Genomic DNA, 14,842 nt, shown 5'->3' with positions numbered 1-14,842 from the left:
CATGACGAACGACGCTATCGGGCGCGGCCCGGCCGACCTGTACGAGAAAGCCCCCGGCGGAGGCCTGACGGACACGCAGGAGCGCCTGGCGCGAACGTGGACGTTTCTGGACGAGGATCTGCCGGACGTCTCCTCGCCGATGTACGAGCGGCATCCGAACTACATCGACTACATCCGCGAACATCGGCTGAGCTATGCGGGCGGCGACGTGCGCCGGTACGACCTGCGCCAGCAGCTGCCAAATGACGTCGTGGCCTTCACCGACATCCCTTATGTCGACGACGGCGCGCGGGCGCACCTGCTGGACGTGTACCTTCCCAAGGAGGCGTACCTGCGCGGCGACGCGGACATCCCCACGATATTCGACATCCACGGCGGAGCGTTCTTCTACAGCTTCAAAGAGATTATGAGTGTGTATGTGGCGCAGCTCGCCAGCCGCGGATTCGCGGTGGTTTGCCCGAACTACACGCTTGCGCCCGGCGGTGATTTTCTCGACATGCTGGCCGACGCGTCGGCGGCGCTGAAGTGGGTGGGGGAGCATGAAGGCGAATACCAGCTGAACTGTTCCCAACTGTTCCTGTCGTGCGATTCCGCCGGTGCGCTGCTCGGGCTGTTCCTGCTGGCCGTTCAGGGCGACGAGGATCTCGCACGGCTGTTGGGGATGGATCGGCGGAGCTTGCCCACGACCTTCCGTTCCGCGGGATTCTGCTCCGGTATGCTCAATTACGACCACCTGTTCGACACAGCCGTGCCGGACAGCAAAGGACTGTTCGACAACCTGTCGCCTATGTTCGACCGCCTGCGGGAGAGGCTCGGCGGTACCGCATTCGAGCGGACCGGCGGACTGCTGGAGGCGCTTGGCACGGTGCCTCCCATGTGGCTGTGCACCAGCACGGACGATTTCCTCGAAGAGGATAGCCTGCGCATGGCCATTATGCTGCGGCGGTTGGGCGTGGACCACCAGCTGGTCGATCTGCGCTCGCGCAACGGGCAGCGGCTGCCGCACGACTATCCGCTGATGACATGGGATGACGGCGCGGCACCCTGCATGGATTCCATGCTGGCGTTCTTCCGGGAGCATATGGCTCCGCGGGTCGACCTCGGCGACAGCATGTAGTGGGTTGTAGCGGGTTGTCTTTGGCGGGGTCTCGCCTGGTGCGGGGCCCCGCCGCGGCATTTATTCGGTCATGCCGATAGTGTGGCTTGTACGGCTCGGGCTCGCCGGTGACCCGCTGGAGAGCGGCCGCTATCTGAAAAGGAGAAGTCATGATTGAAGGCTTTAAGAAATTCATCGCCCGCGGCAATATGATCGACATGGCCGTCGGTGTGGTTATGGGTGGCGCGGTGACCACTGTGGTCAACTCCATCGTCGAGAGCTTCATCAACCCGCTGATCGCCATGATTTTCGGCAAGCCCAATATGGACGGCCTGCTGGCGTTCACCTTCAACAACGCCACCGTTTCGTTCGGTGCCGTGCTGGGTGCGCTGCTCAACTTCCTGATCATCGCGGTGGCCGTGTACTTCTTCGTTCTGGTGCCGATCAACAAGATCCGCGACATGTCCGCGGCGCTGCTCGCCTCCAAGAAGGCCTCCGGTGACGATGAGGCTGCCGAGGAGCAGCAGAAGGCCCTCAGCCCCGAAGAGCAGACCGTAATCCTGCTCGAGCAGATCCGCGATCAGCTCGCCGCTGCCCAAAAGCCGCAGGCGTAGTGCTTGTAACAGAAAATCCCTTGGAACCATTGCGATTCCAAGGGATTTTTTGTGTTGCGAGTGGAGCTAGCCGGGTTCGAACCGGCGACCCTCTGCTTGCAAAGCAGATGCGCTACCAGCTGCGCTATAGCCCCGTATTTGGCCGAAGCCGCAACACGTAGAGAAAAAAAGAGCGGCCGAAAAGCCGCTGCAGTTTTTCTGTGGGCCCGGGAGGACTTGAACCTCCGACCTCATCCTTATCAGGGATGCGCTCTAACCACCTGAGCTACGGGCCCGTTTCGCACACTTCAAAAGCGCACAAGAAGCTAGGATACCAGCCAGAGCGGATATGTCAAACACGACGTGTCGCGTCGTGTCGCGCCCACACTCGGGCTGGCGGACAATAGAAGTATGAGATTGAATGTGGATGGGCTGCAAGTCGAAGTGACCAGAAAATCCATCAAAAACATGTATGTGCGGGTCAGGCCGCCGGACGGGCGGCTTACAGTGTCCGCGCCGTACCGCATGCCGCAGCGGCAGATTGTGGACTTTATCCGTCAGCATCGCGTATGGGTCGATCGTCAACGGCGCAAAGTCATCGACGCGCATAGGGAGGGCCTGGCCCGAATCGGCGCGTTGCCGGATGTGCCTCCTATTGCAGAATCAGGCGAAACGGCCGGTCGCGGAGGCTCCGGCGCGCCATCACGTCCCTCGTCCTTCGCGGACGACGAGCAACCCACCGACACCACCCCGATATGGACCGAACAGCGTCGGCGCGATGCGGCGGCCGCCATTGAAACGGCCCTGCCTGCGATGCTCGCCCGATGGACTCCGATCATCGGGCGCGCGCCCACCCGCATCACCTTGCGGTTGATGACCTCGCGCTGGGGTTCGTGCACGCCGAGCACCGGCCGTATCCGCCTCAATCTGCAGTTGGGGTTGATGGAGCCGAGGTTTTTGGAATATGTGCTGGTGCATGAGATGACGCATCTGTGGGCGCGCGGGCATGGCGCGGAATTCCAGCGGTGTATGAGCGAATACCTGCCCAACTGGCGGCAGACGCGGCGCGAACTCAACCGTCAGGGAATTATCTGAAGCCGGTGTGCAGGAGTTTCGCGGCATCCCATAGAGATGCTTCGACTCCGCCCTTCGGGCTCCGCTCAGCATGACGGGTAACCATCATTGCCGTCATCCTGAGCGGAGCGAAGCGGAGTCGAAGGATCTCAATTGAACTGCACTCCTCAGGCCCCGCAAGATGAAAGGCCTCCCATCCTGAAAGAAGGAAGGGAGGCCTTTGAGTTTGCGATCGCCTGCTTACGCGAGGTGCGAACGCATGAACCACTGGAACTTCTCAAGCTCCTGCACGTGGTCCTGAATGATGTTGGACGAGACGAGATCCAGCTCGTCGAGTTCGGCGATGGCCTTGCGGTCGTCGGCGATGAAGGCGTCGTAGTAGTCGATAAGCGCCTTGAGGTAGTCTTCGGTGGAATTGCGGCCGTCGAGGTCGAAGGCCTTCCACGTGCGGTTGCGGGTGATGGCGTCGGCGCGGCCGTCCGGCGTGCCGCCCAGCGTGGCGATACGTTCGGCGGTCTCGTCGGCCTGAGCCAGCACGGCTTCCACTTCGGGGTCGAGCATCTCATGCACGGCGATGAAGTTCGGTCCGGTCACGTTCCAGTGGGCGTGCTTCAGGACGAGCGCTGCCTCCTGCTCCTGGCTGAGCCTGTTCTGCAGGATGGCAATGGCCTTTTCCGAAGCGGCCTCATCGAGCCCGGGAACCACGAATGCAAGTGTCATGATGACTTCCTTTCTTTCCTCGTGGGAAATGGGTAGTACCGATTCTACGGCTATCCGCCCGCCGATGTGCGCGCCGAAGGCGAAATGAGAGAAAACTCACTCGCCGTGTTCGTCGCGCTTGCGCACCTCGATGGTTTCGATGCGGCGGCCGTCCACCTTGGTCACCACCATGTCGTAGCCGTCGTCGGAGTGCAGCACGTCGCCCTCCTCGCCCATTTTTCCGGTGTGCGCGAGCACGTAGCCAGCCACCGTCTCATACGGGCCGTCCTCCAGTTCGATGCCGGTGAGGTCTTCGAAATCCTCCAGCGTGGTGCCGCCCTCGATGGTGGCCACGCCATCGACGAAAGCCTTGCGGTTCTGCCGCTCGCCGCCCTTCTCGTCGGGCAGGTCGTATTCGTCGCGGATGTCGCCCACCAGCTCCTCGGTCATATCCTCCAGCGTGACGATGCCGTCGGTGCCGCCGTATTCGTCGATGACGACGGCCAGGTGGATGCCGCGTTTGCGCAGCAGTTCCAGGCTGGGCAGCAGGCGGGAGGTGCCGGGCAGGGAGATGCCTTCGCGGGTCACGTCGCGCACCAGCGTGGCGTTCGGGTCGCGCACGTCGAGCAGGTCGCGCACGTGCACGAAGCCGACCACGTCGTCGAAATCCTTGCCGGTGACCGGGTAGCGCGAGTAGGGCTGGTCGCGCACGAACGCGGCGGCCTGTTCGATCGGCTGGTCGGCGTCGATGAACACCACGTCGGCGCGCGGGCGCATCACTTCGGCCACGATGGTTTCGGAGGCGTCGAACACGTCGTCGAGGATGGTGCGTTCGTCTTTGCTCAGCGAGCTGTTCGAGTTGACGAGCACGCGCAACTCCTCGTCGGAGACTTCGGATTCGGTTTCGTTCGGGTCGAAGCCCAGCAGACGCACGATGCCGTTGGTGTTCTTGCCGATCAACCAGATGATGGGACGGCAGATGGTGGCGAACGCGTCGATCGCCGGCACCACGGCGCGGGCGATGGCCTCCGCCTTCTGCATGGCGATGCGCTTGGGCACCATCTCGGAGATGACGATGGAGCAGTACGAGATCACCAGCGTGAGCACCACGGTGACCAGGGGATTCGCGACCGCGCTCGGCACGCCCCAGCCGGTGACGACCGGCACGATGAACGGCGCGATTGACGAGGCGCCGAACGAGGCGGAGAGGAAGCCGGAAAGCGTCACGCCGATCTGCACGGTGGACAGGAAGGTATTGGGGTCGCGGGCGATTTTCGCCACGCGCGCGCCGCGGGCATCCTCTTGCTCCATCTGCTCGATCTGCGAGCCTCTCAAGGAGACCAGCGCCAGCTCAGTGCCGGCGAACACGGCGCCAATCAGGAGGAAAACGAATATCAGTACGATGTTCAATCCAAGTGACATGCCTCCACACTAGGATGTGGGCACGTCATTGCGTCACCGCGTCTCGAGCAGCCAGTCGATGACGTTGCGATGCTGAATGCCGTCGTAATCTCCCAAGCCAATGCGATCAAGGGTCAGCAGCGTCTTGGGATGATTGTCGTTCACCTTCCGCAACGGGGTGAGCTCGCGTTCCATCGTCGCCGGGTCAAGCACGGTTTGCGACACTTGGAAGTAGTGCGTTCGCCCGGCATCGGAAGCCACGAAGTCGATTTCCAGATTGCGTAGCTTGCCGATGCTGACATTGCTGTACCGACGCAGAAGCTCCAGATAGACCACATTCTCCAAACGATGGCCGAGATCCCCCTGCCGTTTGCCAAGCAGCCAGAACCTGAAACCGAGATCACCCAGATAGCATTTCTCCTCGGTCGAGAGGTAGGCCTTGCCCTGGATATCGTAACGATTGGCGCGATACAGCAGGTAGTTTCGCGTCATCGCCTCGATATACGTGCCTACGGTGGTGGGCGAGATGTTCCTGCCACTGGCTTTCATTGACCCCGCTATGGATTTGAGCGAAACCGTGTTGCCCACGTTGTCTGACAGGAACGACGCCACGTCCATAAAAGCGCGCGTATCCATACGGGGATTTCGCTGGGCGATGTCTTGTATGAGAATGGTGTTGAACACGCCGCCGAGATAATCGGCCATGTCGTTCTCATTGTCGATTTGTGTGGCGTATGGTAGCCCACCGTAGGTGAGATACAGGTCGAACAGTTGCTCGTCGGTGATCTGCTCGTCCGGGCGATAGGTCTGCGCCGCGTCGCGGTATTCCGCGAACGAAAGCGGCTGCATGGAGATTTCGACATAGCGCCCGGTGAGCAAGGTCGCCAATTCGCTGGACAGCAGGTTGGCGTTTGAACCGGTGATGTACAGGTCGACGTCATCGCGGACGAAGAGTCCATCGACTGCTTTTTCGAAGCGTTCGACATGTTGGACTTCGTCGAGGAAAACGTACGTTATTGCGTCGGGTTGCAGGCGACTGGCGATATGGTCGTACAGTTCACGATAATCGGTGGGATGCGGCTCGTCGAGGCTTTCGAAATTGATGGTGATGATGCGGTTGTCATCGATTCCCTCATCGCGTAGCTGGTCGCGGAACATTGCGAGCAGCGAGGACTTGCCGCAACGGCGCATGCCGGTGATGACTTTGATGACGTCTTTGTCTTTCCAACGTTTCAGCCAGTCCAAATAGTAAGGGCGCTCGATTAAAGGGTGCGTGCGCATGAGAGGCTCCTTCGCTAATGGATGACGACCGCGGAGCGCGGTGCATTCCAGTATATCATTTCGTCCAGTTCATTGGATGAAATCGCTAAAAATATAAATTCGTCCAGTTCATTGGACGGATTTGCAATTTCTGCGAGTTTTTCCAGTTATTTGGACGCAGCGGAGCGGTGGGTGGGATGCGCTGGGCGATTTGGTGATGACGAGTTGGCACTTGGCCCCTCGAGTTGGCATCCGGTTTCGACAGGAATGGTCATTGCTCTACGCCATTCCGCCAATCCGCGCAACAGACTGACGAAGCCGGGTACCAACTCGAGGGGCCAAGTGCCAACTCGATGGTTTATGTGGTTATCGGATTGGGTCAGAAGCTCAACACTTCGACCTTGCCGGTGGTGAGCAGGTATCGCGCGCCGGCGATCATCAGCTGGCCTTCGCCCAGCGCGCGCTGAATCACCTCGGATCGCTCGACCAGCAGTTCGATGGTGCGGGCCACGTGGGCGCGTTCGAAATCCTCCGCCGTCTCTAAGTCGGCCTGCTGCGCTTCGAACACCGACTGGCCCACCTCGCGGATGATGGGCGAATCTTGAGCGGCGAGCATGGCCGCCAAGTGGGCGACATGGGTCTCGGGGTCGGCGAAGCCCGCGTCCGCGTCGGTGGAAGCGTTGCCGTCACCCGCATCCGCACCCACGCCCGTGGTGTGGAAGCAGTCGCAATCGTCGAATTCGTTGGCCAGCGCGTCAACCCCGTCGATGGCGGCCTTCACCGCGCCGCAACCCTCGTGTCCGAGCACCACCAGCACGCTCACATGTAGCTGTTCGATGGCGTACTCAAGCGAGGCGATCACCGCGCCATCCAACACTTCGCCCGCGGTGCGCACGGTGAACAGGTCGCCGAGTCCCTGGTCGAAGATGATCTCGGGAGGCACGCGCGAGTCGGCGCAGGCGATGACGGCCGCGTCGGGATGCTGCCCGTGGATGAGGCCATCGCGCGTCTCGCGATCCTGCCACGGATGCTCCGGATTGCCCTCCGCGAAACGACGGTTGCCTTGCAGCATGCGGCTCCAGGTCGCGCTGGCGGTCGATTCCTTGTCTTCCATGGCGTCCTCCTGTGGTGCGCTCGCGCACGGGCGGGTTCGAGAGCGATGCCCGTGCGACTTTTCCGAACATACAAGATGTTCGATTTCTCCCGACTTTTCTTGAGTTTTCAACGTTTATGGTTCAGCGAATCGAACACTGGCATGTTCGAAAAGTTCGCACGTCGCCGCCGCGTCAGCAGCCGCGTGCGAACCGCTTCATATATTCATAGCACTGCGCGGTCTGAATCGCGTCGGAAAGACCACGGTGTTCCTCCACGTCGGCGATTTCGAAGCGGCGGACCAGCGATTCGAGCTTATGCGTGCGCTCCTGCGGGAACAGTTTGCGGCTCAGGCGCATGGTGTCCATGTAGTCGTTGGGTAGCGGATGGCCGACCACGAGTTGCGCGTTGTGGTTCAGAAAACCGAGGTCGAAGCTGATGTTATGGCCGAGCAGCACGTTGGAGCCGAGTCGGTCGAGGAATTCGGGCAGCACGGTTTCTATGGACGGTTGGCCGTCGAGCATCTCGTTGGTGATGCCGGTCAGCTGTGTGATGCGGCGCGAGACAGGACGGTCGGGGTTGATCAGCTGCGAGAATTCCTCAACCACCTCGCCCCCGACGATGCGGGCCGCGCCGATGTCGATGATCGCGTCGCGTGCCGCGGAAAACCCGGTCGTCTCCAGATCCAGCACCACATACTCATCCAGCCAAGTGTCCAAATAAACGCCCATGTCGCTCCGTTTCCTGTCAGCCGGACCCTGCTATTATCGCCGGTTCGGCATGCGTCTGATCGTATTATGTAGCATGCCTGGTATTTGTTCCCAGACAGCTTGTGGAGAGGTGCGGGAAGCTGTGGTTTTGTAAAACAAGACCTCCTTGGTAGCGGAGATTATGCCGGGTTTATTGCGGAGGGAGGACGCGGCTGTGTGTGACGTCTTTGATGGTATATCGGTTGATTCCGTGCACGAGATGGTTCGACGCATGGATGAGCGCCTGGCGCCTTTTGTGCGGTGGGAAGGTTTTGAGCCGATCGAATGGGTCTACCGCATTGAGACTGGCACGACTTATGGGTATGTGTCCGAGACTGATTGGGACAAGGCTTTTTCCAGTGAGCCCGTTTGGGCTGAAACTGTATACATGTTGGACGCGAATCTTCCAGGGCGTGAGGATGACTGGTGCTGGCTCTATAACACTGGCGGCCTGCAGGCCTTGTCGGACAGAGTTCAGGTGATGTTTGACGAGGATGCGGACTGGTGTGTGTTCGGGACTGAAGCCGACGAGAACGGATGCCTGTAAAGCTTGGCCGCTAAAGATGGCGCACGGGGTAGTGGCTGAACGTGGGGCGTGCGACTTTTCCGAACATGGGGTGTGTTTGATTTTTGGGGCGTTTCGTTGAAATTCCAAGGCTTTGGGGGTGGGTATAGTGAACATGAGATGTTCGAAAAGGTCGCACGGACGGGTGATCTACAGGCGTTCGTGCGACCTCGCCTAGCCGCCTGTCTACCCGCCTCACAAAGGAGTTCGACGATGACCGTTCCGCAAGAGATTCTCGACGTCATGCGCACGCCGGGCGTGTATTTCTGCGATTATCCCGGCATGGCCGAGGCGCAGCGCGAGCAGTTGCAGCTGCTGTATGATTTCAACAACTCGCGTCCCGACGATCCGGAACGTCGCAATGCGATTATGAAGGAGCTGTTCTCCGAAGTCGGCGACGACACCTACCTTGAGCCGCCCGTCCATGCGAACTGGGGTTGCGGCACCCACTGGGGCAGCCACTGCTATGCGAACTTCAACCTCACGTTGGTTGATGATGGCGATATCACCATCGGCGACTACACCATGATCGGGCCCAACGTCACACTGGTGACTACCGGCCATCCGATTCGCCCTGATTTGAGGGAGAGGATCGGCCAGTATTCCGAGCCCGTCACCATCGGGCGCAATGTGTGGATCGGCGCTGGGGTGACCGTGCTGCCCGGCGTAACCATCGGTGACAATAGTGTGATTGGTGCGCACAGTTTGGTGACTAAGGATATACCTGCGAATGTGGTCGCGTATGGGAGTCCTTGCGAGGTGATTCGACCGATCGGCGAGCGGGATTATGAGTTTTACTGGCGTGATCGGCGGTACTGATGTGACTTGTTGAGGTGCCGTATCAAGCGTAATCGAGTGATATGCGTTGAACGGGTCTTTGGCGCTGGAACTGCAGTGTGTGTGGCGGAGACTGTGCGGATTTGGCGAGCGGGGCGTTTTGGGAGCGGATGGGATCTTAATGGGTAGCGCGCTGCGCGCGGTAGAGAAAGGAATGGCCGCGCGATGGGCGCGGCCATGCTGTGCTGCGGTGGGGATGCGCGGGAGCTTTGCTCCCTTTGAGCGCATCCCCACCGCTACGTTTGCGGCTGGGAAGCCCACTGGGCTTCCCAGCAGGTGAATCGCGCGCAGGCGCGATTCACCTACGCAAACGTCACCCCGTATTCTGCAGGCCGGCGGCGACGCCGCTTACGGTGCAGAGGATCAGGTAGATGAAGCCAGCTTGCTGGCTTTGGCTCAGCTCTTCCTTGTCCACCTTCTTGCGCAGCGACTTCAGGGCCAGCACCTGCGTGACGGACAGCGCGTCGACGTACGGCGAGCGGATGCGAATCGCCTGGCCCAGCACGTGGCGGTGCTGCAGCGGCCATTCGTCGCCCACGATCTTGAGCACCCACTGGCGGGTGAGCTTCATCTCACGCAGCACCTTGTCGCGCAGATCGTCGCGGTCGCCCAGCGCGAGGTACATCTTGGCGATGCGCTCGTCCGTCTTGGCGATCGACATCTCGATATTGTCGATGAACGTCGAGAACAGCGGCCACTCCTTGTACGCCTGACGCAGCGTCTCCAGGTCGCCGAACTGCTCGCACGCCGAACCCAGGCCGTACCAGGCGGCCAGGTTCACGCGGGCTTGAGCCCACGCGAAAATCCACGGAATCGTACGCAGATCATCCAGCGACTTGGCACCCAGGCCGCGCTTCGCCGGACGTGAGCCGATCGGCAGCAGGCCGATCTCGGTCAGCGGCGTGACCGTGGAGAACCACGGCGCGAAATCCTCGGTGTTCAGCAGGTCGAGATAGCGCTCGTGCGAAACCTCGTCGAGCGCCGCGGCCATATCCGCGTACTTCTCGGTCATCTCGGTGTTCGTCTTCTCCACGCTCGGCGCGGACTGCAGCAGCGTGGCCGCCGCGACCGACTCGACGTGGCGCACGGCCAGCACCGGGTTGCCGTAGCGTGCGAAAATGACCTCGCCCTGTTCGGTGAGCTTGAAACGGCACTTGACCGAGCCGACCGGCTGCGCGAGCACCGCGCGGTTGGCCGGACCGCCGCCGCGGCCCACGGCACCGCCGCGTCCGTGGAACAGCGTCAGGTCGATATCGTGCGATTCGGCCCAACGGGCGATGCGCTCCTGCGCGGAATGCAGGGCCAGCGTGGCGGAGGTGGGGCCGGCGTCCTTCGAGGAATCGGAGTAGCCGAGCATGACCTCCATCTTGCCGCCGGTGACCTTCAGTCGGTTCTGCACCTCGGGGATCTTGATCATTTCCTCGAGCACGTTCACCGAATTCTCAAGATCCTCCAGCTGCTCGAACAGCGGAATCACGTCGAGGGTCGGCACGTCCTGCGGGTTCGCGAAGGCGAGACGGTTGAGCTCGTACACGTCGCGCACGTTCTGCGCGCTTTTGGTGAACGAGATGATGTAGCGGCGCGCGGCCTTCATGCCGTTGCGCTTCTGGATCGCGCCCAGCGCGCGGAAGGTGTCGAGCACCTCATGCGTCATCGGCTGCAGTTCGCCGCGCTCGCCGTGCAGGCCGTGCTCGCGGATGTCGTCCAGCGCGCGCGCATGCACCACGGAATGCTGGCGGAACTCCATCTCCACCATGTGGAAGCCGAACGTCTCGGCCTGCCAGATGAGGTCCTGCAGCGGGCCGTAGGCGGAGCGCTTCGCGTTGGCCTCGGCCAGCGAACGCTGCACGACGCGCAGGTCGGAGAGGAACTCGTCGCAGGAGTGGTACATGAGGTCCGCGTCGCGTTCGATGGTGTAGTGAAGGCGGTCGGCCATCACCAGCATCACCGCGCGATGCGTCTCCCTGGTGGAGATCACCGACGCGCGCGAGGTCAGACGCTCGCTCATCTCGCGCTGGCGGCTCCACAGGTTCTTCAGTTCCTGGCTGGGCGGCGTGGTCTCGGACTCCATGGTGAGGTTCTTGCCCACGGTGCGCGTGGCCTCCTCCAGCGCGGCGATCGCGTGGTCGGAGAACTTGCGGGCCACCTGGCGGCTCACCTTGGCGGTGACGTTCGGGTTGCCGTCGCGGTCGGAGCCGATCCAGCTACCCGGGCGGAAGAACGCGGGACAGGTGGGCGGCACGAGGCCGGCCTTGTCGCCCAGCATCCAATCGTCAAAGCGGCGGTAGACCTGCGGAATGGTGTTGAACAGCGTGTTGTCGAAGATGTCGAGGATGGTGTCGGCCTCTTCGACCGGGGTCGGCTTCTTCAGCGCGATCGGCGAGGTGCGGAACAGCGCGTCGATCTCGTTGAACAGACGGCGGCAGTTCTCCTTCTTATCGGAGCCGCCGAGCAGCTTGTGCACCTCCAGCAGCTGGGCGACGCGGCGGATCTTGCCTTCCACGGCCTTGCGACGCGCTTCGGTCGGATGGGCGGTGAACACCGGATGGAACTCCAGATTGTCCAGCAGTTCCTTGGCCTTCGCCGGGCCGAGCTCGCCGATCAGCTGATGGTAGGCGAGGGTCATCTCATTGACCGGGTCGACCGCCTGGGTCTCGTTGACCTCGGCTTCGCGCTGGTGCAGCACGGAGACGCGGTAGTTCTCCTCGCTCAGGTTGGCCAGATGGAAGTAGGTTGCGAACGCGCGCGCCAACAGCTGGGCGTCATGCAGGTTCATATTGTCGATGACTTCGACCGCCTTGGCCAGGCCGTCCTCGTCCGGATGGGGGTCGGTCATGCCGCCGAAATGTTCGGCGCTGGCCTCGACGGCGTAGTCGCGCACCTGATCGAAGGTGGCGAGTAGTTGCGGATCGTATTCGCCGAGCACCTCGCGTAGGATGCGCAGGCACAGCTCCATATCGTTGCCGAGGGTTTCGGGAAGTTGCTGCTCATTGCGGACCATCTCAGGCGATGCCTCCGTGAGCGCGAATTGTTCTCGTGATTGTGACATATCTCTCCTTTACCAAACCTCCGGTTGCTCGGTCTAGCGGTCGTCCGTGGCTCCTCCACGGTTGTTGAGGCCGCCCGTTGCGAGCCCACAGCCTTCGATTCAGCGTGGTTGTTATGTGCGGAACATTGTAAGGCCGCGCAATCGCCATTTAGGTTACGAAGTCCACAATGTGCACCACCCACTATGCGTCCCCACGCTGAAAACTCCCTGAATCCCGCGCTTTCGGGCAGGGCGTGCGGTACACCTAGAAGTGTGACGAACGGGCATGATCATCAGCATGCGCATCAGGCGGACCCGGGCGCGACCGGCGCCTCCGCCGTGCGCAAATTCCACACGCACTCCATCCCCCTGGATATGGAGGATATCGAACGCGACTGGGACAAACCCGTCACCGAAGCAGGCATCGCAGCCAAAGCCAGCGTGATCGTGCGCGTCGGCATGCTCGACCTGAGCGCCGGCACCGGCAGCTTCCGCGTGCGCGAAATGATGCACCGCATCGCCTACCCGCTGGGCGTGCACGTGCGCGCCGACGTGAACCTCACCGACATCGAAGCCGCCTGCACCGACGGGCGCGACCGCATCACCGAAGTCGTGGACCTGCCCACCACCGGCGTCAACACCGAACGCATCTGGCTGCTCGAGCATTTCGCCGATTGGTTCAACGTGAACCTCGGCACCGGCTCCATGTACCACGCGAAATCCGAAATCTCCGAAGAACTCGTCGAACACCTCGATTCCCCCGATGCCAAAGCCTCGATTATGCGCGCCGTGGAAAAAGACCGCGCCATCAAACGCGCCCAAGTGGAACGCCTCGCCAAAGAGGCCGCCGAAGCCGCGCACGAGTCCACCAGACACGGCCACAAGCCGCCCAAAGGCGAATACGCCGAGCATTTCGACTACGTCACCATACGTCACGGCGGGCAGGTCGACGGCGACGCGGCCAGCGCGTCCCCGGCCGCCGACGCAGCCGGTACGGACGCAGCCGCCGGCGCAGACGGCACACCCAACGCCGTGACCGGCGGCGGCATCACCGTGCGTCAGGCGCACGAACGACTCGACCTGATCGAACGACGCAAGCCGCTCTACGCGCCATGGTTCTCCGGACTGGCCTCCGCGCTCGCCTGCGCGGCCTTCGTGTTCCTGCTCGGCGGCGGCATCTACGACATGGTCGGCGCGTTCATCGGCGCGGGACTCGGCCAATGGCTGCGCCGCCGACTCTTCGCCCACCATCTCAACCAATTCTTCGTCACCTTCGTGTGCGTGGCCGTGGCGGCGCTCGCCTGCACCGGCGTATTGCGCGCCATAGGCTGGTTCGTCGACCCGGTAGCCCTCGAACACGACACCGCCTACATCGGCGCCATGCTGTTCGTCATCCCCGGATTTCCGCTGATCACCGGCGGCCTCGACATGGCCAAAATCGACTTCCCCTCCGGCATACAACGCATCTGCTACGTGCTGTGCATCATTCTGATGGCCACGCTCGCAGGCTGGGGTGTCGCGTTGATCGTGCACCTCAACCCGGAAGGATTCGAGCCGCTCGGCCTCGACCCCACGGTGAACTGCCTGCTGCGGTTCGTCGCCGCGTTCATCGGCGTATGGGGATTCTCCGTGCTGTTCAACTCCCCGCAACGCATGTGCCTGGTCGCCGCGTTCATCGGCGCGATCACCGACACTTTCCGCTTGGAAATCGTCGACATGGGCGTGCCGGCCGAAGGTGGCGCCTTCCTCGGCGCGCTGCTGGCCGGCCTGCTCGCCTCCACATGGCGCAGCTCCGTGCGCCGCGGCTGGCTCCCCCCGCACCTCGGCTACCCGCGCATCTGCCTGACCGTGCCCTCCATCGTGATCATGGTTCCCGGCATGTACATGTATCAGGCCATGTTCCACCTCGGCCAGTTCGACACCCAGCTCGCCCTCGACTGGGCCTTCCGCGCCTTCATGGTGATTGTCTGCCTGCCCATCGGACTGGCGATGGCGCGCGTGATTACCGACAAATCCTGGCGCTACGACATATAGCGTGATTTATTACCGTCATCCTGAGCGGAGCGCAGCGGAGTCGAAGGATCTCTGCTGTTCGCAAGGTGGGGATCCTTCGACTCCGGCCTACGGCCTCCGCTCAGGATGACGTTGAAAGCTCTCCCTGTGTGCAATGGAGTCGCACGCGTGCCAATTCGACGGCGTTCCTGTGACGGGTTTTCGAGTTTGGTGTGTGGGGTTGCTGAGCCTTGCTCGTGTAAAACGATTGATTCTCGAGTTTGGTGTGCAAAATCGGCCTTGTCTGGGAAATCCGACACACCAAACTCGTTTCCCCTGCCGGAGGCGGGGTGAATGTGCGGGTGGGGAGGGGCGACTTTCGTTTCTGTAGACATTCGATCGGGCTGGCGCTCCCACGTTATGAGACGCGTTGGTGGACGGTAATTCCGAATCGGT

The 14,842-nt window shown here is 61.7% G+C and carries 11 protein-coding genes, 2 tRNA genes and 1 pseudogene; 6 read left to right on the top strand and 8 right to left on the bottom strand.

Annotated features, from left to right (window positions below; genetic code table 11):
* Window position 1: 1 nt before the first annotated feature.
* Entirely contained in the window at window positions 2-1,117 is a 1,116-nt protein-coding gene (locus AC1AV0_RS04465) for an alpha/beta hydrolase (RefSeq protein WP_476571482.1), read from the top strand.
* Between the two features lie 149 nt (window positions 1,118-1,266).
* Window positions 1,267-1,710, top strand: coding sequence for a large conductance mechanosensitive channel protein MscL (mscL, locus tag AC1AV0_RS04460; protein WP_476571480.1), 444 nt, complete (start codon window positions 1,267-1,269; stop codon window positions 1,708-1,710).
* A gap of 61 nt (window positions 1,711-1,771) precedes the next feature.
* Here the strand turns inward: mscL and AC1AV0_RS04455 are convergent.
* Together AC1AV0_RS04455 and AC1AV0_RS04450 are read right to left on the bottom strand one after the other, a co-directional pair.
* Window positions 1,772-1,844, bottom strand: a tRNA-Ala gene (locus AC1AV0_RS04455).
* Between the two features lie 67 nt (window positions 1,845-1,911).
* Window positions 1,912-1,985: transfer RNA gene (locus AC1AV0_RS04450), tRNA-Ile, on the bottom strand.
* 115 nt (window positions 1,986-2,100) lie between these two features.
* Between AC1AV0_RS04450 and AC1AV0_RS04445 the strand changes: the two genes are divergently transcribed.
* Entirely contained in the window at window positions 2,101-2,784 is a 684-nt protein-coding gene (locus AC1AV0_RS04445) for a M48 family metallopeptidase (protein WP_476571478.1), read from the top strand.
* A gap of 219 nt (window positions 2,785-3,003) precedes the next feature.
* Here the strand turns inward: AC1AV0_RS04445 and AC1AV0_RS04440 are convergent, their stop codons facing one another.
* From AC1AV0_RS04440 to AC1AV0_RS04420, 5 genes are all read right to left on the bottom strand, one after another.
* Window positions 3,004-3,483 (bottom strand): Dps family protein, encoded by a 480-nt coding sequence (locus AC1AV0_RS04440; RefSeq protein WP_476571476.1) that lies wholly within the window; start codon window positions 3,481-3,483, stop codon window positions 3,004-3,006.
* 96 nt (window positions 3,484-3,579) lie between these two features.
* Complete coding sequence (locus AC1AV0_RS04435; RefSeq protein ID WP_476571474.1) at window positions 3,580-4,884, bottom strand: hemolysin family protein; 1,305 nt, start codon at window positions 4,882-4,884, stop codon at window positions 3,580-3,582.
* 33 nt (window positions 4,885-4,917) lie between these two features.
* A complete protein-coding gene (locus tag AC1AV0_RS04430) occupies window positions 4,918-6,144 on the bottom strand; it encodes an ATP-binding protein (protein WP_476571472.1) in 1,227 nt (408 codons plus the stop codon).
* Between the two features lie 358 nt (window positions 6,145-6,502).
* On the bottom strand, window positions 6,503-7,237 hold the full coding sequence (locus tag AC1AV0_RS04425; RefSeq protein ID WP_476571469.1) for a carbonic anhydrase: 735 nt from the start codon (window positions 7,235-7,237) through the stop codon (window positions 6,503-6,505).
* A 172-nt stretch (window positions 7,238-7,409) separates the two neighbouring features.
* The gene (locus AC1AV0_RS04420; protein ID WP_476571465.1) at window positions 7,410-7,946 is read right to left on the bottom strand and encodes a 3'-5' exonuclease; all 537 of its coding nucleotides are present in this window, start codon (window positions 7,944-7,946) and stop codon (window positions 7,410-7,412) included.
* Between the two features lie 250 nt (window positions 7,947-8,196).
* Here AC1AV0_RS04420 and AC1AV0_RS04415 point away from each other — a divergent pair, with 250 nt between their 5' ends.
* Complete coding sequence (locus tag AC1AV0_RS04415; RefSeq protein WP_476571463.1) at window positions 8,197-8,511, top strand: hypothetical protein; 315 nt, start codon at window positions 8,197-8,199, stop codon at window positions 8,509-8,511.
* A gap of 231 nt (window positions 8,512-8,742) precedes the next feature.
* Window positions 8,743-9,348 carry a sugar O-acetyltransferase gene (locus AC1AV0_RS04410; RefSeq protein WP_476571461.1) on the top strand — a complete coding sequence of 202 codons (606 nt, stop codon included), beginning with the start codon at window positions 8,743-8,745 and terminating at the stop codon, window positions 9,346-9,348.
* A 331-nt stretch (window positions 9,349-9,679) separates the two neighbouring features.
* Here the strand turns inward: AC1AV0_RS04410 and AC1AV0_RS04405 are convergent.
* Window positions 9,680-12,355, bottom strand: a pseudogene (locus tag AC1AV0_RS04405) (phosphoenolpyruvate carboxylase); the annotation flags it as partial.
* A 378-nt stretch (window positions 12,356-12,733) separates the two neighbouring features.
* On the opposite strand from AC1AV0_RS04405, the gene AC1AV0_RS04400 reads away from it, so the two are divergent.
* Window positions 12,734-14,428, top strand: a complete 1,695-nt coding sequence (locus tag AC1AV0_RS04400; protein WP_476571644.1) for a threonine/serine exporter family protein — start codon at window positions 12,734-12,736, stop codon at window positions 14,426-14,428.
* Window positions 14,429-14,842: the final 414 nt, after the last annotated feature.

It is taken from the genome of Bifidobacterium sp. LH_558 (assembly GCF_056356295.1).
The sequence above is the reverse complement of the archived record's forward strand: the minus strand, read 5'-3'. Positions and strand labels throughout refer to the sequence as shown.